The sequence below is a fragment of the Dokdonia sp. Hel_I_63 genome, from assembly GCF_007827285.1.
In the GTDB taxonomy this organism is placed as follows: domain Bacteria; phylum Bacteroidota; class Bacteroidia; order Flavobacteriales; family Flavobacteriaceae; genus Dokdonia.
Genome location: NZ_VISD01000001.1, coordinates 2,012,414 through 2,034,618, shown reverse-complemented (window position 1 = coordinate 2,034,618; position 22,205 = coordinate 2,012,414). Strand labels below are relative to the sequence as shown.

The 22,205-nt window shown below is 38.1% G+C and carries 25 protein-coding genes; 11 read left to right on the top strand and 14 right to left on the bottom strand.

Going from position 1 to position 22,205, the window contains the following annotated elements; genetic code table 11:
* Nucleotides 1-6 precede the first annotated feature (6 nt).
* Genes JM84_RS08945 through pyrR form a run of 3 tightly spaced genes read right to left on the bottom strand, consistent with a single transcriptional unit; the run spans nucleotide 7 to nucleotide 1,816 of the window.
* The gene (locus JM84_RS08945) at nucleotides 7-342 is read right to left on the bottom strand and encodes a ribonuclease Z (RefSeq protein WP_144783805.1); all 336 of its coding nucleotides are present in this window, start codon (nucleotides 340-342) and stop codon (nucleotides 7-9) included.
* Nucleotides 342-1,271 carry an aspartate carbamoyltransferase catalytic subunit gene (locus JM84_RS08940; RefSeq protein ID WP_013752344.1) on the bottom strand — a complete coding sequence of 310 codons (930 nt, stop codon included), beginning with the start codon at nucleotides 1,269-1,271 and terminating at the stop codon, nucleotides 342-344. Before JM84_RS08940 ends, JM84_RS08945 begins: the two co-directional genes overlap by 1 nt.
* Before the next feature lie 5 nt (nucleotides 1,272-1,276).
* Complete coding sequence (gene pyrR / locus JM84_RS08935; RefSeq protein WP_013752345.1) at nucleotides 1,277-1,816, bottom strand: bifunctional pyr operon transcriptional regulator/uracil phosphoribosyltransferase PyrR; 540 nt, start codon at nucleotides 1,814-1,816, stop codon at nucleotides 1,277-1,279.
* A 124-nt stretch (nucleotides 1,817-1,940) separates the two neighbouring features.
* Here pyrR and JM84_RS08930 point away from each other — a divergent pair, with 124 nt between their 5' ends.
* Nucleotides 1,941-3,635 (top strand): glycoside hydrolase family 13 protein, encoded by a 1,695-nt coding sequence (locus tag JM84_RS08930; RefSeq protein ID WP_144783803.1) that lies wholly within the window; start codon nucleotides 1,941-1,943, stop codon nucleotides 3,633-3,635.
* On the opposite strand, the gene JM84_RS08925 is transcribed toward JM84_RS08930, so the two are convergent.
* Genes JM84_RS08925 through JM84_RS08920 form a run of 3 tightly spaced genes read right to left on the bottom strand, consistent with a single transcriptional unit; the run spans nucleotide 3,632 to nucleotide 5,546 of the window.
* Nucleotides 3,632-4,249: a LysE family translocator gene (locus tag JM84_RS08925; RefSeq protein WP_144783800.1), complete on the bottom strand. Its 618-nt coding sequence runs from the start codon at nucleotides 4,247-4,249 to the stop codon at nucleotides 3,632-3,634. The genes JM84_RS08930 and JM84_RS08925 overlap by 4 nt on opposite strands.
* A 56-nt stretch (nucleotides 4,250-4,305) precedes the next feature.
* Complete coding sequence (locus JM84_RS15385) at nucleotides 4,306-4,467, bottom strand: hypothetical protein (RefSeq protein ID WP_013752348.1); 162 nt, start codon at nucleotides 4,465-4,467, stop codon at nucleotides 4,306-4,308.
* A gap of 44 nt (nucleotides 4,468-4,511) precedes the next feature.
* Entirely contained in the window at nucleotides 4,512-5,546 is a 1,035-nt protein-coding gene (locus JM84_RS08920; protein WP_144783798.1) for a quinone-dependent dihydroorotate dehydrogenase, read from the bottom strand.
* 107 nt (nucleotides 5,547-5,653) lie between these two features.
* On the opposite strand from JM84_RS08920, the gene pepT reads away from it, so the two are divergent.
* Together pepT and JM84_RS08910 are read left to right on the top strand one after the other, a co-directional pair.
* Entirely contained in the window at nucleotides 5,654-6,895 is a 1,242-nt protein-coding gene (pepT, locus tag JM84_RS08915; protein ID WP_144783796.1) for a peptidase T, read from the top strand.
* 58 nt (nucleotides 6,896-6,953) lie between these two features.
* On the top strand, nucleotides 6,954-8,147 hold the full coding sequence (locus tag JM84_RS08910) for an LETM1-related biofilm-associated protein (RefSeq protein WP_144783794.1): 1,194 nt from the start codon (nucleotides 6,954-6,956) through the stop codon (nucleotides 8,145-8,147).
* Here JM84_RS08910 and JM84_RS08905 read toward each other — a convergent pair.
* From JM84_RS08905 to JM84_RS08885, 5 genes are read right to left on the bottom strand one after another with little or no spacing between them, the layout of a single operon-like run.
* Entirely contained in the window at nucleotides 8,144-8,902 is a 759-nt protein-coding gene (locus JM84_RS08905) for a LytR/AlgR family response regulator transcription factor (protein WP_013752352.1), read from the bottom strand. The two genes, JM84_RS08910 and JM84_RS08905, sit on opposite strands and share 4 nt — an antisense overlap.
* Before the next feature lie 49 nt (nucleotides 8,903-8,951).
* Entirely contained in the window at nucleotides 8,952-10,088 is a 1,137-nt protein-coding gene (locus JM84_RS08900) for an amidohydrolase family protein (RefSeq protein WP_144783792.1), read from the bottom strand.
* Complete coding sequence (locus JM84_RS08895; protein WP_144783790.1) at nucleotides 10,085-10,429, bottom strand: 2TM domain-containing protein; 345 nt, start codon at nucleotides 10,427-10,429, stop codon at nucleotides 10,085-10,087. The genes JM84_RS08900 and JM84_RS08895 overlap by 4 nt, the downstream gene beginning before the upstream one ends.
* Complete coding sequence (locus tag JM84_RS08890) at nucleotides 10,429-10,740, bottom strand: 2TM domain-containing protein (protein ID WP_108878665.1); 312 nt, start codon at nucleotides 10,738-10,740, stop codon at nucleotides 10,429-10,431. Before JM84_RS08890 ends, JM84_RS08895 begins: the two co-directional genes overlap by 1 nt.
* A 6-nt stretch (nucleotides 10,741-10,746) precedes the next feature.
* The gene (locus JM84_RS08885) at nucleotides 10,747-11,031 is read right to left on the bottom strand and encodes a 2TM domain-containing protein (RefSeq protein ID WP_144783788.1); all 285 of its coding nucleotides are present in this window, start codon (nucleotides 11,029-11,031) and stop codon (nucleotides 10,747-10,749) included.
* Between the two features lie 160 nt (nucleotides 11,032-11,191).
* Here JM84_RS08885 and JM84_RS08880 point away from each other — a divergent pair, with 160 nt between their 5' ends.
* The 5 genes from JM84_RS08880 to JM84_RS08865 all read left to right on the top strand — a co-directional run bounded on the left by JM84_RS08880 (nucleotide 11,192) and on the right by JM84_RS08865 (nucleotide 14,694).
* Nucleotides 11,192-11,356 (top strand): Lacal_2735 family protein, encoded by a 165-nt coding sequence (locus JM84_RS08880; RefSeq protein ID WP_144783786.1) that lies wholly within the window; start codon nucleotides 11,192-11,194, stop codon nucleotides 11,354-11,356.
* An 82-nt stretch (nucleotides 11,357-11,438) separates the two neighbouring features.
* Nucleotides 11,439-11,612 (top strand): hypothetical protein, encoded by a 174-nt coding sequence (locus tag JM84_RS15380; RefSeq protein WP_160164977.1) that lies wholly within the window; start codon nucleotides 11,439-11,441, stop codon nucleotides 11,610-11,612.
* Nucleotides 11,613-11,670: 58 nt separating this feature from the next.
* Nucleotides 11,671-13,575 carry a DNA polymerase III subunit gamma/tau gene (locus JM84_RS08875; RefSeq protein WP_144783784.1) on the top strand — a complete coding sequence of 635 codons (1,905 nt, stop codon included), beginning with the start codon at nucleotides 11,671-11,673 and terminating at the stop codon, nucleotides 13,573-13,575.
* A gap of 35 nt (nucleotides 13,576-13,610) precedes the next feature.
* Nucleotides 13,611-14,192: a tRNA-(ms[2]io[6]A)-hydroxylase gene (locus JM84_RS08870; protein ID WP_144785167.1), complete on the top strand. Its 582-nt coding sequence runs from the start codon at nucleotides 13,611-13,613 to the stop codon at nucleotides 14,190-14,192.
* Nucleotides 14,193-14,229: 37 nt separating this feature from the next.
* Entirely contained in the window at nucleotides 14,230-14,694 is a 465-nt protein-coding gene (locus tag JM84_RS08865) for a DUF6265 family protein (RefSeq protein WP_144783782.1), read from the top strand.
* On the opposite strand, the gene JM84_RS08860 is transcribed toward JM84_RS08865, so the two are convergent.
* From JM84_RS08860 to JM84_RS08850, 3 genes are all read right to left on the bottom strand, one after another.
* A complete protein-coding gene (locus JM84_RS08860) occupies nucleotides 14,691-15,215 on the bottom strand; it encodes a TlpA family protein disulfide reductase (RefSeq protein ID WP_186439110.1) in 525 nt (174 codons plus the stop codon). The genes JM84_RS08865 and JM84_RS08860 overlap by 4 nt on opposite strands.
* A gap of 114 nt (nucleotides 15,216-15,329) precedes the next feature.
* Complete coding sequence (locus tag JM84_RS08855; protein WP_144783778.1) at nucleotides 15,330-16,406, bottom strand: hypothetical protein; 1,077 nt, start codon at nucleotides 16,404-16,406, stop codon at nucleotides 15,330-15,332.
* Nucleotides 16,407-16,489: 83 nt separating this feature from the next.
* Nucleotides 16,490-17,155, bottom strand: a complete 666-nt coding sequence (locus JM84_RS08850; RefSeq protein ID WP_108878658.1) for a Crp/Fnr family transcriptional regulator — start codon at nucleotides 17,153-17,155, stop codon at nucleotides 16,490-16,492.
* A gap of 139 nt (nucleotides 17,156-17,294) precedes the next feature.
* Between JM84_RS08850 and JM84_RS08845 the strand changes: the two genes are divergently transcribed.
* The 3 genes from JM84_RS08845 to JM84_RS08835 all read left to right on the top strand — a co-directional run bounded on the left by JM84_RS08845 (nucleotide 17,295) and on the right by JM84_RS08835 (nucleotide 22,205).
* Complete coding sequence (locus tag JM84_RS08845; RefSeq protein WP_261375715.1) at nucleotides 17,295-17,906, top strand: GNAT family N-acetyltransferase; 612 nt, start codon at nucleotides 17,295-17,297, stop codon at nucleotides 17,904-17,906.
* Between the two features lie 147 nt (nucleotides 17,907-18,053).
* A complete protein-coding gene (locus JM84_RS08840; protein WP_144783776.1) occupies nucleotides 18,054-18,869 on the top strand; it encodes an FRG domain-containing protein in 816 nt (271 codons plus the stop codon).
* A gap of 405 nt (nucleotides 18,870-19,274) precedes the next feature.
* On the top strand, nucleotides 19,275-22,205 hold the full coding sequence (locus JM84_RS08835) for an NERD domain-containing protein (protein ID WP_144783774.1): 2,931 nt from the start codon (nucleotides 19,275-19,277) through the stop codon (nucleotides 22,203-22,205).

The following is a 22,205-nucleotide window of genomic DNA, read 5'->3' as shown; positions in this document are numbered from 1 at the left end:
AAAATTTTAAAATCCGAGATCGCGCTCTATTTCTTCCATTTCAATAACGTCTCCAGCTTCCTCAATCGTAGGAACCACAATCATCTCATCTGGTACAGCATCATAATTTATCCCTGTATTTACAAATACAAATGATTTCTTATCTGCACGCTGGTAGTTTGAGAGTTTTAAGAATTGTACAAGATCCTCGAGAGTGAGTTTATCATACTTGAGAAGATCTATGACTAGATTCTTTTGATCATAATGTTCTGGCACTATATTTTCTAGGTATAATGCAAAATCACGCACGTCTGTGCGGTCATCTGTAAGTATGGTATAGGTAGGTCTTTCTGTAACCGTCATTATTGTTTAATTTTTGATGCAAGTAGATACATTACTGCCATCCTTACTGCTACTCCGTTTTGCACTTGATCTAAGATGATTGCATGTTCTGAGTCTGCTACATCACTGGTAATCTCCACACCACGGTTTATGGGACCTGGGTGCATAATTACAATTTGCTTATCTAGAGAATCTAGTAACTTCTTATTTACTCCGTATTGCTGTGTGTATTCTCTTGTGCTCGGGAAATAACTAATATCCATTCGCTCATTTTGCACACGGAGCATATTTGCTACATCGCACCACTCAAGTGCTTTACGCAAGTCTAGCTCTACTTCTACTCCTAGTGATTCTATGTATTTAGGTAAGAGTGTTTTTGGACCACAAACTTTTACGTTTGCCCCTTGTAATTTTAGTGCATATATATTTGAAAGTGCAACACGACTGTGTAAAATATCACCTACGATCACCACATTTTTACCGGCAACATCACCTAGACGTTCTCTTATAGAATAACTATCTAGTAATGCTTGTGTAGGATGTTCATGTGCACCATCTCCAGCATTTACAATACTTGCCTTAATATGTTTTGATAAAAATACGCCAGCTCCAGGATTAGGGTGTCTCATGACAACCATATCAACCTTCATGGATAGAATGTTATTTACTGTATCGATAAGCGTTTCTCCTTTCTTTACAGATGATGCTGCTGCCGAAAAGTTAATTACGTCTGCACTTAAACGTTTTTCTGCAAGCTCAAAAGACAATTTTGTACGTGTACTATTTTCAAAAAAGAGATTTGCAATAGTAATATCACGCAGTGATGGCACCTTTTTAATAGGGCGATTAATCACTTCCTTAAAGTGATCTGCCGTTTTAAAAATAAGATCAATATCTGCCTCGTTTATGTACTTGATACCTAACAGATGATTGACACTCAACTCGCTCATAATAGTTAGCTTTTTACTAGATATACGGTGTCTTCTCCATCATTTTCTTCCCAGCACACCTTCACTTGTTCATCATTTATAGCATCTACCTGACGCCCTTTATAATCTGGCTGGATAGGTAAATGACGAGAAAAACGTCTATCTATAAGACATAATAACTCTACTTCTTCTGGTCTCCCAAAACTCTGCACAGCAGTAAGAGCAGCGTTTATGCTACGTCCAGTATACAACACATCATCTATAAAGACCACCTTCTTGTCCTCTACTACAAAGTCTATTTTGGTCTTATTTGCTTCTAGTGTTTTCTCGCTACGGCGAAAATCATCACGATAAAATGTAATGTCTAGATAACCAAGTTTGATAGCCTCAATGCCATAGTCTGTGGTGAGCAATTTCTTAATACGTTCTGCTAGATAAACGCCGCGAGGCTGTATCCCTATAAGAACGGTATTTTTAAAATCAGTATGATTTTCAATGAGTTGACAAGCCAGACGATTGAGAATGATGTTAATCTCTGTCGCAGTAAGAAGTACTTTTTGGCTCATAGAATTTTCCGAAATCTGTTCGGGGGTCAAAGTTACATAATTCTGTGGATTGATGGTAATGTTTGTTACGCTTTCGCGAAAGCGTATCTATTACTAACTTCGTTATAATCTAAACTTTCAAAAAATGATGCAATCTCAAACATGGTGGAAAGAAGGAATTGTATACCAGATTTACCCTAGATCCTATCGCGATACCACAGGTAATGGTATAGGTGACTTGCGTGGAATCATAGAAAAGTTAGATTACATCGCTAGTCTAGGGGTAGATATTATCTGGCTCAACCCTATTTATGATTCGCCTAATGATGATAATGGTTATGACATACGTCACTACCGTAAAATTATGGCAGAGTTTGGCACTATGGATGATTTTGACGAGTTACTTGCAGGCATGAAAGCCAGAGGACTGCGTTTAGTGATGGATCTTGTAGTTAATCATTGTAGTGACGAGCATGAATGGTTTAAAGAAAGTAGGACTTCTCGTGATAATCCTTACCGAGACTACTTCCACTGGTGGCCAGCGGAAAAAGGAACACCTCCAAAAAGATGGAGTTATTTTGACGTAGAAGAAAATGCATGGCAATACGATAAGCAAACAGATGCCTATTACTTACACTACTTTGCGGTAAAGCAGCCCGACCTCAAATGGGAAAACCCAAAAGTGAGAGCCGAAATATATGATATGATGCACTTTTGGTTTAAAAAAGGCGTCGATGGTTTCCGTATGGATGTAATTCCCTTTATAAGCAAAGACACAAGCTACCCCGAAATTGACGCAAAAGAACCTCATGAATACATTGCATATTATGCAAATGGCCCCAAAGTGCATAAATACCTCAACGAACTCAATAATGAAGTAATTTCAAAATACGATGCGTTTACGGTAGGTGAAGGCCCAGGGATAAGTATTGATGATGCACTGGATTTTGTTCATGAAGACCGCAAGGAGATGGATATGTTCTTCCACTTTGACCTTATGAGCTTAGATCGTGCACCTGGCGAAGTATTTAAAATGCGTGATGGCGGCTACTCCTTACCTGAATTTAAAAAAGTATTTACTGACTGGGATGCGGCATTTGCAAAAGCTGGCTGGGGATCATTATTTCTAGCAAACCATGATTTCCCTAGAACGGTAAGCCGCTGGGGTAATGACACTCCAGAACACTGGAAAAATAGCGCTACCCTCCTTCAAACGTTTCTCTTGACCATGCGCGGTACTCCATACTTTTATCAAGGCGATGAGATTGGGATGACTAACGTATGCTTTACAGACATAGAAGATTATCGAGATATCAATACTATAAATAGGTATGAAACAGTAAAGAAAAGAGGCGGAGATCTTGAGGCTTTTATGGACAGCGAGCAACATGCTGCTAGAGAGAATGCACGCACTCCCATGCAGTGGGACAATACAGAAAACGCTGGATTTACAAGCGGCACCCCGTGGATAAATGTAAATAGTGATTACAAGACAGGTGTGAGTGTAAAAGACCAACATAATAAAAAAGACTCTATACTTTCTTACTTCAAACAGATGACTGCCTTACGTAAGAAATACCCAGCACTTGTATATGGCGCTTATGAGTGTATCAAGCCAGAAGATGAGCAAGTATATTGCTACACACGAACGCTGGAGAGTGATCGCTTTTTAGTGCTCTTAAACTTCTCTGAAGACACAGCACACTTCTCACTGCCACTTACTGTAAGCTATAACAGAAAGATCAAAGTGATTTCTAATGATAAAATTATAGATGATAGAACCTTTAAGGAGTTTACCCTTCGCCCATGGCAAGCTATTGTATATCGTTTGGAAAACTAGCCGTCTATAAAAATGTAAACAGCAATCCCTATAAAAACGATAATCTGGAGCCACTTTAAAACAACTCCTGCATTCTTATTAGTGCGAAGTACATGAGAGATTTTACCCGCTACGAGTGCGATACTCCCAAAAATGACAAAGGATTCTAGCATAAACAGCAATCCTAAGACATAAAACTGATACACCGTATTTCCTTCTGGATCCCAGAGGAATCCTGGGAAAAATGCTAAGAAGAATATGGTCACCTTAGGGTTAAGGATATTCATAATCACGCCTTGTTTAAAAAGGGCTGTATAAGATTTTTTTGGAGCGCCATCTGAGAGATTTATCGATGCATCGCTGCGGTATACTTTAAAGGCTAGATAAAGTAAGTACATTGCTCCTACCGTTTTAATTGCAAAAAACAGAAAAGGCGAAGCAGCAATCACTGCCGATAGCCCAAAAGCAACAAGTGTAGTATGTACAATACATCCAGAAATTAACCCTGCGGTGGTTGCAAGTCCAGATTTACTGCCATTTGCAACGCTCTGCGTGAGTACATAGATGTTATCTGGCCCTGGCGAAAACGCAAGCAATGCTGTTGCTGCAAGAAAAGCAATGAGAGATTCTATCAAAGGAATACTAGTTAGTTAATCATTGCAAAATAAGAAAAAACAAGATGCTTACAACACTACCACTGTCGTTCCTTCCACATCGAGTAAAAGCCTAGCAATAATAAAAGACCTGCTGCAGCGAGCTTTGCCCATTGCGGGATAAAGGTTGCGATATCAGGTTTCATAGCAAAAAGCATGACGGCAATGGAAGCAAAAATAAGTTTATGAGAATTCCTCATGGTATGAATTGATTAGCGTGTAGTTACTAGACGGCAGTAACGTACTATCCTTTCGCTAAGATGGCGTGATTTATCTCTTTAATTAACCCTGGACCTTCATATACAAACCCTGTATATAGTTGTACGAGGGATGCTCCTGCTTCAAGTTTATCCAGAGCGTCTTGTGCAGAGTGAATTCCTCCTACACCTATAATTGGGAATGAATTATTACTCTTCTCTGATAGGTACTTAATCACACGTGTAGAACTATCGGTTACTGGCTTACCGCTTAGTCCGCCGTTGCCTATTTCTGCTAGACGGGCTTCTGTGGTTATTAATCCCTCTCTATTTACAGAGGTATTACTTGCTATCACACCATCTAGACCTGTTTCTTTTACAAGCGATACGATTTCATCTAATTGCTGATCATTAAGATCTGGAGCTATTTTAAGTACAATTGGTCGTTGTACTGCATACTTCTTATTTGCTTGCTGCACTGCTCCTATAAGTTCCTCTAGATAATCTTTGTCATTGAGTTTCGCGTGACTAGAGACATTCGGGCAACTTACATTAAGCACAAAATAATCTACTACAGGATGTAATTCGTGAAAACAAGTTAGATAGTCTGCTGTATAATCTTCCGGCTTAGTATCGGTGTTTTTACCGATGTTTCCACCTATGATGATCTTGTTGTTTTTACGAGATTTTAATCGAGTTACCGCTTCGGCTACTCCTCCGTTATTGAAGCCCATTCTGTTTATGAGCCCTTGATCTTCTTTTAATCGAAACAGACGCTGCTTTGGGTTTCCTTCTTGTGCCTTTGGAGTAACCGTACCTATCTCAATAAAACCAAATCCTAAGTCTCCTAACTCATTAAAAAGATTTGCATCTTTATCAAAACCTGCTGCTAGTCCTACGGGATTTTTAAAAGTAAGTCCCAGCACTTTGCGCTCTAGTCGCTTGTCTTCCACCTTACCCATACGATTAAGAAGTCCTGAGAGTCCTAATTTGTGCAATCGCTTTATCCATCTAAAGGTAAAATAATGCACTTTTTCTGGATCAAAGGAAAAGAGAATTGGGCGTATGAGGAGTTTGTACATTTCGGTGGTTTCTGTGGTGCAAAAATAGTCCAAAAAGAGGTATTTTTGAAGCAGAACTGAATGATGATTTTTACGCTTTCGCGAAAGCGTACTCACAACCACCCATTATGATTGATAAAGACGCACTTCTTAAAAGATTTATAAGCTACGTTACTACCTATACCGAAAGTGATCCTAACAGCGACACCACGCCAAGTACTGAGTGCCAGTGGGATCTCGCTAGACAACTTAAGGATGAACTGGAAGCGATGGGAATGAGTGATGTGACTATAGATGAGCATGCTTATGTAATGGCTACACTACCTAGTAATGTAGCTCATGATGTGCCAGTTATTGGATTTATCTCGCACTTCGATACAACTCCAGATTTTACAGGAAAAGACGTAAAACCGCAAATTTGGGAAAATTATGACGGCGGAGATCTCATTATTAATAAGGAACAGAATATCGTGTTGTCTCCAGAATACTTTGATGATTTAAAGCAATATAAAGGGCAAACCATTATCACAACAGATGGTACTACCCTACTTGGAGCAGATGACAAGGCGGGTATTACTGAGATTATGGAAGCAATGAAATACTTGCTTGAAAATCCTCAGGTAAAACACGGTAAAATACGCGTAGGTTTTACTCCAGATGAGGAAATAGGTCGTGGTGCACATAAATTTGATGTAGCAAAATTTGGTGCCGAATGGGCGTATACTATGGATGGTAGCCAGATAGGCGAACTAGAATATGAAAACTTTAATGCTGCTGGGGCGGTCGTTACCATAGAAGGTAAAATTGTACACCCAGGCTATGCAAAAGGAAAAATGGTAAATAGTATGTACATCGCTACAGACTACATCAATAGCTTACCAAGACTAGAAACTCCAGAACACACTTCTGATCGTGAGGGCTTTTTTCACTTACATGACATTACTGGCAGCGTAGATAATACAACGCTAGAATATATCATAAGAGATCACGACAAAGGACATTTTGAAGCTCGCAAGGAAATGATGATCCAACTAGCAGATGAGCTTAATGCACAGCTAGAAAAAGAAGTAGTGACTGTAGAGATCAAAGATCAATACTTTAATATGCGTGAGAAAGTGGAACCTGTAATGCACATTGTAGATATTGCAGAGGAAGCAATGAAATCGCTAGACATAGAACCACTTATTAAACCTATACGTGGTGGTACAGATGGATCGCAACTCTCGTTTATGGGATTACCGTGTCCTAACATTTTTGCAGGTGGTCATAACTTCCATGGGCGATATGAATATGTACCTGTAGAGAGTATGATGAAAGCCGTTGAGGTTATTGTAAGAATTACAGAAATTACAGCACAAAAGAACGCTTAAGACAACGCTCGCAATTAGCGAATTTCAAATAACTATCGTTTTATAAATTAGCTCACTTATGAATCCTTCTGCCACTGGCTGGATAAATAAACACTTCCCAAAGCTTCTTGACTATCTAGTTAAGAACCCTATGGATGAGCGTGCATTTTATGATTCGCTACGAGCCAAGGGTTTTATCTATGGACACTCTCTAGATACCTTGCTGGATAGTGAGTCCTCACAACTTAAGTGGACGGTACAGGAGAAAACAAAGATTAATCTCTTTGACGCACTTGCTTTTACGTATTACGATACGATTGCAAATGCTAGGCAAGAAGATTGCCTAGAAGCTATCGTTTCATTTTATAGACAGCTAGATAAAAAGGAACAGTACTTTATTAAAATTCCATTGGGTAATGAATCTGCAGCTGCTAAGGTGGAAAAGATTATCCATCAGCGAGTGCAGACTAATGAGTCTGCCTTGCAGAAGAGTTTTAGTCATCTTATCACTAATGCTTTAGTGTTTATAGATATTCTAAGTTTTGATCACTACCTCATTACCCAAGGTGATCCCTACGAGTATGCAAAAAACCTAGAAGCTGTACTTACAGAATCTATATGGCTGGCATTGCAACAAAAGGAGAGTAAGGATGAATATAACAAGCTTCTTATAAAACTATTTGAAAGCTCTGTACGCTATAACGAACTCATAAAGCACACACATACCGAGGTTTCTGAGATTAACCTGAAGATAATTACCGAACCTCTAGAGCAACAATACCTTCTAGACCTATGCAGTTTATCCTTATGGGATGACGAGAAAATCGATAAGCACGAACGCGAATTCATCATGCAGTTCTGTACGATTATGGGTCTTGATGAAAAGGGCTACCTTGATGCGGTACTTGCTGTAAAAACATTCCTGACGGAACACGGTACAGAGATATCGTATCTTAAATACAGTAATCCTATAAAGCATTTTTATAGTCAGACGACTTCTTCTGTGGGTAATCTTATATCACGCAATAGCAATCGCCTTGTGAGAGAAATAAGAGAGAGCCGTGACTTAGTGATTTTACTAGGCCAGTCTACTACGCGAGATTTATCTAAAGAAGAACGCAAAGTGGTAAAAAAACAGCTACTTGACATTTGCAAGAGCATACCATCACTGGCAGTATTCTTACTTCCAGGAGGCGGATTATTGCTTCCTATTCTCGTGCGATTAATCCCAACAATGCTACCTAGTGCTTTTAATGAAAACCTTGAGGATTAAGCAATCCACGTTTTAAAGTCTTTTACACGCTCCCTGCTCACAATAATTTCTTGCTCGCTCCAGGTGTTCAACTTTATTTTTAATCTTGAGTTAGTGTATGCTATGATATCTGCTATCGCATTGATATTGACATAGAATTTCCTGCTTACGCGGAAGAAGGTTTCAGGCTCTAGATCATTTTCTAGCAACTCAAGTGTCGTATCCAGCAAATAGTTGCGACCATCTATAGTACCAGCATATGTTCCTTTGTTTTCACTATAAAAACACTCAATCTCATCTATAGGAATCATTTTTATGTGCTGCCCTATTTTAGTTGTAAATCGCTTTTTATACTCACGTTCTACTGCTGTTGCGCCTAGTAACTTACGAATGTCTTCAAAGTTAAGTGACACATCTTGCGCCTTAGGCATGCGCTCTTTATACTTGTTTACTGCTTTTTCAAGATCTTCGTCGTCTATAGGTTTTAATAGATAATCTACGCTATTAAGTTTAAAAGCTTGCAGGGCATACTCATCAAACGCTGTTGTAAAAATAATAGCACTCTTCACCTCTACTTGATCAAAAATCTCAAAAGACAAGCCATCTGAAAGTTGGATGTCTAGAAAAATCAAATCTGGGTGCGTATTCGTTTTAAACCAAGCCACAGCTTCCTCTACAGAATGTAGCATTTCATTTACAGTAACTCCTACTTCGGCAAGCATTCTATTAAGGCGTCTTGCAGATGGTTTTTCGTCTTCTATAATGAGTACGTTCATGGATTGATTGTTTGATGGTTTTATTGATGTACGTAAAAATACTAATTCTTTATTCTTGTGGGATTAGTGCACCCTCTTTCCAGATTTTCACTATCGAGTTCATGTTTAATACATCTTCAACAGGAGATTTATCAAGCAATAACATATCTGCTTTAAAGCCTTCTTTTATATAACCTACGTTCTCTAGAGAAAACTTATCTGCTGGTAATGAGGTGGCACTCGCTAGCACTGACTCTATGGGTAATCCCGCTTTCGCGAAAAAAGCCAATTCCTTATACAAATCGCTGCCTATATTAATATTGGCATTAGGTGGATCCGTACCTGCTAGTATCGGAATTCCTGCATCATATAAGCGTTTAACTTCCTTGAGGAGACGTGCTTCTATTATGGCGGTTTCTTCTGCTGTTTTATTGTAGTACAATGGCTGAATCAATACTGTAGTGAGTATGGTAGGTATCACAAAGAAGTTTGCATCTTCCTTAAGTATGGCGAGCTGTGCTGCTGTGAGAGGCGCATCATTATAAATATGCACGAGACCATCTGCACCACTAGAGAGTGCATCAAAAGCATCTTGCGCTCGTGACACATGTACAACTGCAATTTTATCTGCTTTATGAGCTTCTTCAATAATAGCTGCTACTGTTTCTTTATCAAGTGTAGCTTTCCAAGGTTCTACAATGATTTTTATGTAATCAACTCCAGCGGCTACACGATCTGCAACCCATTGCGCAGCATCTTCTGGCCCCGAAAGTGTGGGAATAGGAAAACCGTATTGTGTCCCGTGACCGCCTTCTGTGGTAGCTGCATATCCTGCGCGATACAATCTAGCATTGCTAGGGGTATCACGTAGATTAATCATTGCCTCTTGCATAGGTTCCATGCCGTGCATGTCTAGCAAATTGAGAACACCTGCTTGGGCTGCTTCTTGTAGTTGCGGTGCTGCCCACGTGTGAACATGAGAATTAGTAAGAGCTGGCATTAAAAACTTCCCAGTGCCATCTATGGTAGTCTGGGCAGTAAGTGTATTTGAGGACACCTCGCCGATGGTTCCGTTTTCTACTTTTACAAATTGATTTGATAAGATTTCGGTGCCGTTAAATACGGTCACATGTTCTACTACAAAGCTTTGTTGCGCGCTCACTGAGTAGAAGCTCACCAATAGTAAGATAAATAGCCTACGTATCATGGGTTCCTGTTTTCGCGAAAGCGGTTTGAAAACTCCTCTTCCTCTTGATCCATAAATTCTTGAATCTTGCGATCTTCCCATTTCTTTAATCCTTTAAAGAAGCGGAAGCCTTTAAAAACATAAATCCAATGAACTAGCAGCGATAATCCCCAGAAAAATGGTGTTGTATAACGTACCCACCAAGGTGCATTGCCCAACACATCGAAGTTAAAGAACATCCCCGAGTAGAATAATTGCAGCAGGATATTTATCAAAAGATAAACCGTGAGATGCCTGTAAAATCCTTTCTCTTCTTCTACGCGTTTTTTTGCGCGTTCGTATTTACTATTATTAGATTCCATTATTTTTTAAATAGTGTATTAGACTGTGATTCGTTTTCTTCTTTTTTTAAATGCTCTTGTATCTTACGTTGCTCCCATCCCTTGCCTAAAAAAAAGTTGATTCCATATAGCTTGATGGCTTCTATCACGATACCCAGTAAAGAGAAACCTATTACCCATAATACCCACGGGTTGCGAAACTCGTTTACATAGTAATTTATAGCTGCAACGATAGCCGAAACGATGATGGCATTAATAATCTTGCCATAAAATTTCTTAACATTTTGCACATGTTCTGTAGCTCTTTGATACTTTTCTTTCTGTGTTTCCATGTTAGTTTATTTAAAGTCTTCTTTACGAATGTACTCATCTATCTTACGTTTTTCCCAATCTTTTGAAAAGAAAGGATTCCAGCCAAAGGTCTTTGCAGCATGACTTAGTATCCCAATTCCCCAACCTGCAATAGGAAATATTGCCCAGAAAAAGCCTGTGGTATAAAAGTTTAATGCTAAGAAGAAGCATACAAAGATGAGGTAAGTACCTAGGTGTGTATAAAACTCTTTAAGCTCGCTTACTTTTGCTCTTGCTCTATCGTACTTTGTGTTTTCTGTTGATGTGTTCATAATGTTTGTTTTTGTTTGATGGTGTAAATATCATATCAAACCCTCTTTTTTAAAACTAGTACTTACCGAAGTGTAGAAATTCATTACTGAATTGTAAAACTCTCCTAAACTGGTTGACATCCCTTCTTAGAAACCGTATCTTTATGTAAAAAAAGAAGCTATGTTCGGATTATTTAAAAAGAAAAGCGAAGTAGAAAAACTTCAGGAAAAACACAAAAAGGTTTTAGAAAGGGCCTTCCAACTATCTAAGAGTGACAGAAGTGCTAGCGATAGTCTATATGCAGAAGCTGCAGAGATAGAAAAGCAAATATCACAGCATTCATAATTTTACACACAAATTGTTAACATATCGTTAACTATTTGCGAAAAAAATTATATTTTACAACGGCAAACAAAAACACTCTAGTATGAAATCCCTATTCTACTCATCGCCAAAATTGAGGCGATTAATGGCGTATCGAAGGAAAGCCATGTGCAACGCAAAAAAATGGAGCAATAAAGATGAAATGGCTAGTCACAGCTACCAGATTATGGTGCATGTAATTGACCAGAAGCTCTCTGCACTTACTGTTAATAAATAAGCAATAAAGAGTCCATACTCACTAGCATAATATTACGTACCCCATTATATTTGTGAGTATGGAACCTTTTATAGTATCTGCCCGAAAATACCGTCCCACCACTTTTAAAGATGTTGTTGGGCAACAGGCTATTACTAACACTTTAGAAAACGCAATACGCAACAACCACCTCGCTCAAGCGCTACTTTTTTGTGGTCCTCGTGGTGTGGGTAAGACGTCTTGTGCACGTATTCTTGCAAAGCAAATCAATACTGACGAGAACACAAGTCCAGATGAGGACTTTGCTTTTAACGTATTTGAGCTTGATGCAGCGTCCAACAACTCTGTAGATGATATACGTAGTCTTATAGACCAAGTACGCATCCCGCCACAAGTAGGAAAGTACAAAGTGTATGTTATTGATGAGGTGCACATGCTCTCTGCTGCGGCCTTTAATGCGTTTCTTAAAACACTAGAAGAACCTCCTAAGCACGCTATTTTTATACTAGCGACTACAGAAAAACATAAAATCATCCCTACGATACTTTCTCGTTGTCAGATTTTTGACTTCAAGCGTATTACGGTAACAGATGCTCGCAAGCACCTTGTACAGATTGCGCAAGAAGAAGGTATTGAAGCAGATGAAGAAGCATTACATATCATTGCTCAAAAAGCAGATGGTGCGATGCGTGATGCATTATCCATTTTTGACCGCGTAGTGAGTTTTAGTGGTAAAACGCTTTCGCGAAAGGCAGTGACAGAGAACTTAAACGTTCTTGACTACGATACCTATTTTACCACCACAGATTATTTACTTGCAAACGATATACCGCAAGTACTTGTACAATATAATGATATCTTGTCTCGTGGTTTTGATGGACATCACTACATTGCTGGTCTAGCTTCTCACTTTAGAGACTTAATGGTTTGTAAAAATCCGCCGACGATTCATTTATTGGAAGTAGGCGATACGACTAAGAAAAAGTACTACGAGCAATCACAAAAAACCGATATGGCTTTCTTAATGGAAGCTATCAATATCGCAAATGACTGTGATCTTAAATTTAGAACCAGCCGTAATCAGCGACTTCTTGTAGAACTTTGTCTCATGCAACTTGCCTCTATCACTTTTGATGGAGAAAAAAAAAATGACGGTCCGTTCTTAGTACCTCCTTCTTATTATAAAGTAGATCATACACAAACTGGCGCAGCACCACAGACGCAAACGGCAGTCACTCCAGATAATACTGCAGCTACACAAGCACCAACTGCTACGAATGCTGCACAGGTAGCAGCACCTGCTACACAAACGCCGAGTACTCCTACTCCGCCGCCTACTATACAGCAAAGTGTACCTGTACAAGAAAATACAGTTGCACCAAATGCAGTCGCTCCACAAGCAACGCAAGCTCAAACGCAAAATGCAGCTCCTACACAGAACACAGCAGCGGCGCAACAACCTGCTCCCGTAACACCACAAGCTTCACCAACAACTCCTAGCGTACCCGAATTATCATTGCGCAAGGATCGTGTGTCTGGGTTATCACTTAAAGGATTACAGCGCAAAAAAGAGCTAGAGCTAAAGAAAGCTGATAAAAAAGTAGATGTAGAAAATCTACCTACGCAGCCATTTACAGAAATTGCAATGCAAGCTGCCTGGGCAGAGTATGTAAAACGTCTTCTTGCCAAGGGAGAACGTATTATTGCCTCTAACCTAGAAGCAGATCAGCCGACATTGAATGGGACTACCATTGAACTAGAATATCCTAACGAGACGATGAAAATTGAGGTAGAACGCGCTCAAGGGCCGCTACTTGAATTTTTAAAACGTAGTCTTAACAATTATGATATTACTTTAGGAATTACAGTAAATGAAGAAGTACAGCGCAAGTATGCGTATACTGCTCAAGAACGATATGATAAACTACGAGAACATAATCCTGCGCTAGATATCCTCAGGAAAACGTTTGATCTCGACTTATAAAAAAACACGCTATGGAAAATAAAGAAGCTATCCAGATGCTCCACCTTAAATTACCTACAGATCCTCGCTGGGTAAATATTGTAGAAAAAAACATAGAAGAAATACTTACAGATCACGCATATTGCGAGCAGAAAGCTGCTTCAAGTGCGATTTCCTTTATCATAGGTTTTCCAGAATACTCAGAACTTGTGACTGCGATGAGTGATCTTGCCATGGAAGAAATGAGCCACTTTAAAATGGTGCATGATATCATGATAGAAAGAGGATTACACTTAGGTCGTGAGCGTAAAGATGCATACGTACATAAGCTACGCTTCTTTTTCCCAAAAGGAGGATCAAGAGTAGAGAGTTTAGTAAATCGCTTGCTAGTTGCGGCGCTTATTGAAGGTAGAAGCTGTGAGCGTTTCCGCTTACTGTCTGAGGAGCTTGAAGATAAAAAACTTGCTAAGTTTTACCGCAAACTCATGATAAGCGAGGCTGGACATTACACGATGTTCTTAAACTTTGCGCGCCAGTACGGAGACAGAGCAAAAGTAGATGCGAAGTGGCAAGAGCTACTAGATTTTGAAAAGCAAGTGATGAAGGATCTAAGTGTTACAGAAACCATACACGGATAAAAGCACTACTAATTTTCTCACCTAAACACAAGCTTATATGCGCACACGTTTTCTTATCATTTCTTGTTTAGTAATGAGCTGTATCGCTTGTAAGGAGAAAGCTGTTGTGCAAAAACCAACCACACCTTTTGATTATCTACTAGGAGACTGGGAGCGAACTAATAGTAAAGGCGGTAGTGAGACCTTTGAACACTGGAAAACAGTTACGGCTACAGAGCTACGTGGTCATGGTTACACCTTAGAAGACAAGGACACCGTTTTTAACGAGCGCATACGCCTTGTACAAAAGAAAAACGAGTGGCAACTGCAAATAAGTGGGCCAAATGAAACGCCAACTATTTTTAAAATCACCGAGAATGACGGCAAGTCATTTACAGCAGTAAATCCTGAAAATGAGTTTCCTAAGGTGATTAGGTATTCTTACTTTGATGATGTGCTTACGGCAACAATTTCTTCAGAGGAAATGGAAATTCCGTTTATATTCTGGCGGGTAGAAGATTAATCTTCGGTGAGGAGGTTGTCTATGATGGTTCTTATGCTGTCGCTATTCCAGTCTGAGGCGCCTGTTTCTTTTACCACTATATTTCCTTCTTGATCTATAATGTAACTGGTAGGTATCGAGCGTTCAAAAAGTAACTCCGGTGTTTCCATGGCAGGTAATACTGCTGGGAGGTCTAGTTCTCTTTTGGTCATAAACTTTTTGACTACCTCAGGATCTTCGTTTGTGATGAGCAAGAACATTATTTTATCTCCATAATCTGCATGCAGTTCGGCTATAGATGGTAGTTCGGCAATACACGGTGGGCACCAGGTTGCCCAGTAACTTATAAATGTAACTTTGCCCTTCCCTATGCCTACTTCGGCTGGGATTCCTTCTAGTGAGCTTACTTTATAATCAAAAGACTGGAGTTGAGTTTGGTCCTTTTTCGCGAAAGCGGACGGAGAAAAGATCGCCACCTTCACCTTATTTATTGCCACCTGGATAGGAGTCCTCGTCTGCGGGATAATAAGCAAGAGAATCACAATGATGAACACTATATTTTGCCAACTAAATCTTTTTTTCTGAGCCATAGGGAATAAAAAAATGCGTGTGCACGATGAGTCGTACACACGCATTAAACTTACGTTTTTTTATACTTAATTACGAGTAACCGTCACAGGTTCTGATAAGTCAAAACAACCGCTTAGGTCATTTGCATTTGCACCCACCATAAGACCGGTAAGTCCTTCCTCATAACGCAGGTACCAGATAAGGCAAACGCCCGTTCCAGCATCGTCAAAGTTTACGCCCTCTACCGCAGCCAGTGTAGGTGGTAATCCCAGAATCTCTCCAGTATCTGTAGTGATCACCCAGCTATTTAAAGCGCCTACGCTCTCTCCCGTAAGACCTAGCCCGCTTACCATATCTGGTGTGCCGTCTACGGTAAAGGTAAAAGGACCTCCAGTAATTTCGGCAGCGATAGCCTCGTTACGTACTACTTCTACAGGTTCAGAAAGATCAAAAACTCCCGTAAGGTCATTTGCATTTGCGCCAACTTCTAGCCCTTCTAGTCCTGGCTCATAGCGTAGGTACCAGATAAGGCAGATTCCTGCTCCTGCATCGTCAAAGTTTACACCCTGCACTGCATCAAGCGTAGGTGGTAATCCTAAAATTTCGCCAGTGTCTGTGGTAATCACCCAACTATTCTCAGATCCTACAGAATCTCCCATGAGTGATAAACCGCTCACCATATCTGGTGTACCGTCTACACAAAACTCAAAAGGTCCTCCCACGATTTCGGCAGCAAGTGGTCCCGCGTTGCGGTTTACTACTAGAAAGTTAGAGAGCTCAAAATCTCCTGCAAAGTCATCAAGATTTTCACCCGTTGCTAGTCCGCTCAAGCCATCTTGATACGCAAGGTGATAGATATAACAAGATCCTACGCCAGCATCGTCAAAGTTTACACCCTCCAGCGCCTCCAGCGTAGGTGGTATTCCTAAGATGTTTTTTGAGTCATCTGTCACTACAAAAGTAGTCACATCTCCCGCTAGTTCGCCAGTGAGTGTCACGCCCGTTACCATATCTGGTGCTCCATCTACAAAGAAGGTAAAAGGACCTCCTGCTAGTGTGCCAGCTTCTGGTGTGATTGCGTTTGTGGTGGTATCGTCGTCAGAGTCACATGATACAAGGATAGCTCCTAGAGCGAAGCATCCCATTAATAGTTGCTTTTTCATTATTGATAGTTTTTTTTGATTTATATGGTAAATCTAAAACCATCAAGATTGCTTAAATGTAAGCTAGCTTACATTTGGTGATTTTATGCCACTTTTATGCGAATTTCATTGCGAGAAAACTCTAAAAACTGCGTCGCCTTTAGCTCGTTCATAATCGCATTAAGCGTAGGTCGCGAGGTGCCTATGAGACTCGCAATATCTTTTTGAGTGTATGGATGTTTGATTACCGTATCTCCCGTATTTGGACAGCAGTAGCCATAATCTTCGGCTAGTTCTGTCATAAATTCCTTTACACGTGTGGTTGCATCTTTAAAGAGTAGCAAGTCTAGACGGCGTTCTAACTTTTTAAACCTAATCCCGAGAAATTTATACACCTTAAGACTAAAGCTGTGATTATTGCGCATTAACTCCTGCATCTGGCACACCGGCACGGGGCAAACCGAGGTTTTTGCATCTATAGACTGTGCAAACTCACTGCGCGACTCCTCCCCTAGTATTGCCTTCTCGCCAAAGAGTTCGCCCTTAGTAAGTATCGCCCGCACCACCTCCTTACCATCCTCTGCATAGTAGCCCAGCTTCACCTTACCCTTCTCTATCAAGTACACCTTATTTGCCGCATCCTCCTCAAAGTAAATAAAGTCTTGCTTCCCGTATTGTGAGAAGTTATGCCGCTTTCTATACTGCTTTGTTTTATGGGGACACAACACGCTAAAAACATTTACATCTTCAAGAAACCAGATTTTTGACATAGCGCGTGTAGGATTTAATTATTACACATCTGTCGGCAACTCCTCTGTAACCTTACAGCCAGTAGGCGTTTATAGCATTGTGGGTGCAGTACGCTTTCGCGAAAATGTCTCGCGTTATACCCAGATGTTTTTATGAGTAATGTGGTTAGTGGTTGGTTTTTACAGCGTGACTGCTGCCGAAATAGTATCTTTAATACCCATGAATCACTTCCCACTCACCACCGAACGAATCACCCTACGCCCTATCACAATCGCAGATCTTGATGTGATACACAACCTGCACTCCTTACCAGAAACAGATGCTTATAACGCCCTTGGCATTCCAGAGAACATCGCAATAACCAAGGCGATTATCACACCCTGGATAGCAGAAAACCAGCAAGAAAACATCACAAATCACACTCTTGCCATCGTGCGCACCGAAGACCATAAATTTATAGGACTCTACGGACTCAAAATAGGAAGCCCAAAATACCAAAGAGCCGAAATATGGTATAAAATACACCGCGACTACTGGAACAACGGCTATGCTACCGAAGCAACACAATGCATTCTCGATTTTTGTTTTGACAGCCAACACCTGCACCGCGTAGCAGCTGGCTGCGCAGTAGAAAATATAGGCTCTTATAAAGTTCTAGAAAAAGTAGGCATGACCAGAGAAGGCAGATGCAGGCAGATATTACCACTAAGCACTGGCTGGGCAGATAACTATGAATATGCCATCTTAGAAAATGATCCTCGCAAGCGCTAAAAATCACAGCGCACTCCTTCCCTATTTACAAGAAAAACTACTTATTTTCAATTATTTGGCCCTAAATGAGGATTACCGCATGGGAGTTTGGATTTGAGGTGGTAGATTAGTGGTTTGCTTGTAGGTATTGATTATTTACAGCAATAAATGGCAATCTTAAATAATCTTTTATCAACTGATATTCATTGGTTTGTGGCTGGGGATTTGGTAGATTGCTTGGGTATTAAAATTAGGCTTAATTTAGAAATGAAAGAATATCATACAACAGAAATAACTTCTTTATCAGAGTTTGTTAAGGAATTGGAAACACGAATTGACGATAGGAATAGGATAATTCTATTTAGAGGTCAAACTGTTGACAAAGCTCTGATACCTAAAATAGCTAGACATCTATTTCAGAAGAGTCGAGAAAAAGACGAACAAAGAATGTTAGATGAATTTAGTTCTAAATCTTTAGCTCATATCAAATACAATCCAACTCTGAAACTTGAACACCTGACTATAGCTCAACATTATGGAATCCCAACAAGATTATTGGATTGGACTGAAAATGCTTTGACTGCGCTCTTTTTTGCGACAAACGTAGAATTAAAAGACTCTGAAGAATTCGCTGTAGTTTGGGTTTTAAGTTTGCAGAGAAATAGCAATTTTTTATTAACTGATTTAAGTAAGAATCCCTTTAAATTAAATGAGTTAAAATTATTTAAGCCAGCTGATATAATACAACGAGTTTCTTCCCAATCAGGTTGGTTTAGCATCCACCCCTACGGAGGACAAGGTTATTACGAACGTATTGAAACTAACCTAGACGAATCTGTTAGACTAAATAAAATTTTGATTCCTAGAAAAAAAGTTAAAAGTATTCGTGAGACTCTTGAAAGTTGCGGAATTAATGAATACTCAATTTTTCAAGATTTAGACTCTTTAGGTCGTTATGTATTTAATAAGTATAGAAAAAACTAAGCCCAACTAAGAATTGGGTTAAAGACATAACTAATAAGTGTTAACCTGAAATTTTTGTAAGTATTTTCAAAGACCACAAAATTTTTAATTTGGCTCTATGATAGAAAAGTTAAACAAAATATAAAAATTTAGCTCAGCGTTAAATCCAAAATGTAGTGCCTTTTTATAAGCTACGTTTCATGTACGGAGACGTTGTGCATAATGTGGAAATTGTGCTAAAATTGAACATTTGAACTAAAAACGCCAACTCACAAACAGTACATTTGGTTTTTTGCCGACACATAAACCAACGCTAAAAAAACCAAAAGAGCTGTTTTATTTGCCAACGCTTAAAATGAATATGGAAAGCCATAATGTGCAAATAAAAGAAGGCTGTATTTTGATATCCAAAACTGAAAAATAAAGATGCTTGAAATAAGAAAAGGAACAGCCTCAAAAAATTATGAAAACACGTTTTTTCGTGAGTTTGCAGAAAATCTTAAAAATCTTTTTGACAAGTATTCGCTTGACGGACTTCTAATTGCAAATTCTGAATGTGAAACTGACAAAAGACTTCAAATAGATGCTTTGCTTGTAACTCAAAATGCAGTTTGTATAATAGACTTTAAAAATTTTGACGGTAAAATCACATTGCCAAAAAATGCAAAATCGGAATTTGAATTTGGAAGATGGACTAATCAAAAAGGCGATATCATAAAAGGCGGAAGTTCAATAAATCCTTTTGTTCAGTTAAAAAATCAAAAAGAAAAATTTATAAAAGTATTCGACAAAAACATTAAAAACAAATTTCCTAAATCCGACTTATTTAACCCATTTCATACGGTTAGAGCAGTATGTTTTCAAAAAGAAATTGAACTAATAGGTGCAATTCCTTCCAAGGAGGAATTAAATTTCTTCGTGATTGATAAAAGCAATTATCTTGAAAAGATTAGAGACATTATTGATATTACAGACAAACAAGTTTCATTATCAAATGAATCATTTAATCTATTCAAAGAAGTTTTTCGAGCTGACAAATTTGACTTAAATGAAATGTACGAGGAAACAGTCAATTACAATGACTACTCAACTGAATTAGATTTTGACAACTTGTATTCAGACCAAAAATCTGCTTTAAAAGAAATCACATCTTTTATCAAATCGGAAGATGAACAAATATTTGTGCTTCAAGGTACTTCTTTGAGTGGTAAAACTCATTTAGTTCCTTTCATTCAAGATATTGCATTTAACAATGAAATTCCTGAAGTAAAATGTTATACTTCTTCTGCCAGAATAGCCAACAACTTACAAAAGGAAAGTAATCAGGAATTTAATAGTATGTATTCTCAAATATACAGCAGTAATCCTGAACTTTTCTTGATTCTATTTAATGAAGATGGAGAAGAAATATCTTTAAAAGAAACTAAAGATGGGTATTTTGACATTCACAAAAACAAAGTAGATATTCAAGAATTAAAAAAGAAATATCCAAAGGATTATTATTTTGACATATTAGGTTTAAAAGATAATGAGGATGACGAGTCAACAATATATATAGTTGATGAATCAAACTTGGTTTCAGATAACTATTATCAGTCAATAGATTTGAGGTTTGGTTCTGGAAAATTACTTCAAGACTTTATTTTGTTTTCCGATTTGAAAAACACTAAAAGAAAATTGATTTTTGTTGGAGATAGCTTTCAGTTATCTATAGGCAAAAAAGAAGAAAGTGCTTTAAACCCAGCTTATTTAGAAGAAAGGTACGAATGTAAAACAAGAGCATTTCAACTTATAGATAAAGAGAACAGATCAGAGATTGTCAAACAAGCACTTTCAGCAGTTAACTGCATTAGACAAGAAAGGTTTAATAATCTGTCTTTTAAAATTGGAGAAAGCTTTAAGAAATTGCAAAAGAAAGATTTACTTACTACAATTTCAAATAGTTTAAAAAACAACTCAAATGCACACATTTTGAGTTTCTCAAATTATGATGCTCAAGAAATTAACTTTTGGATTAAAAAATCAATTCTTAAGAACGGAACTGATTTATCGGAAAATGATTTAATGATTTTCAGCAATAATATACGTGTAGAAGATGAAAACGATCCTTTTGCTGAACCAAAAAAAATATATAACGGTCAATTTGGTACAGTAACTTCAGTATCCGAACCAATAATAAAAAACAACTTAAAAACTAATTTAACTTTCAGGGAAGTAAATATCAAACTTCAAGATTCTGGGCATAATTTGAAATTTTTCAGTTTTGAGAATTTTAGGTTAAGTGACAAAGGAGAACTTTCAAAAGATGAAACCATTTCTTATAAAATTCTTTTAAATCAACTTGCAGAAAAAGAGTTAGAGAACTTTAAAAGTGGTAAACTTCATTCAGATGATGAACTAACAGAACTTTTGAAAAAGTTAGAAAATGGGGAAAGGGTAAAAACTAAAATCAATAGAAAAATTCAAAAGTTATTAAGTAATAAGCCTTCGTCAGAGTTTTACAAGTACAAAAATTCTGCTCAATTAAGATTTGGTTGGGCTTTGACTGTACACAAAGCAATGTCCTATAAATGGGATGAAGTATTTTTTAACGTAGAAACTGGTGGCGGAAAAACTAATGAAACATATTTTAAATGGATTTACACAGGTTTAATAAGAGCAACTCATAAAGTCAACTTAATAAACTATGAATCAATAAATCCATTTATTAAAATGGATATTAAGCCTTCTACAATAGTTCAGAAAAATGATAAAAAGCTATTTTTCGTTTCCGATTTAACAGCCGATTTAACCTTAAGTAATAAGGATATTTCTCAAAAGTTTAATTTCCCACATGAAGAGATTACATCTTCCTTACTTCAGTTGCATCAATTTGTTAATTCAAAATTAGAATCAAAGAAACTAAAGGTCAATCTGATTAATCATCCTAACTACCAAGAACTTTATGAAGTTAAAGGAAGTGATGGAGAAATTGCAACAATCTCAATTTACTACAATAAAAAAGGTCAATTTAAACGCCCTACACTTATGAAATCCGAACCTAAAGAATTCGGAGATGAAGTATTAGAAGTTCTTACTGCCAATAATTCGATTAAGGACTTTGAATTCATTAAAGATGATTGGAGAAAAAGTGCGTACAAAGTTTTAAAAATCGCTTTGAACTCAAATGATATGGACTTTGCTTTTATAATTCAAGCACCTTACAAAGACACAATAAAAATAAAAAGTTTAGAACACTCATTAATCGTTGATATGTATTATGATGGAGACGGTTTCTATTCAACTGTTTTAGCTTCATTTTATGATGAACCTAAAATTTGGGAGCAATTTCAAGAAATATTAAAACAAAAAAACTAG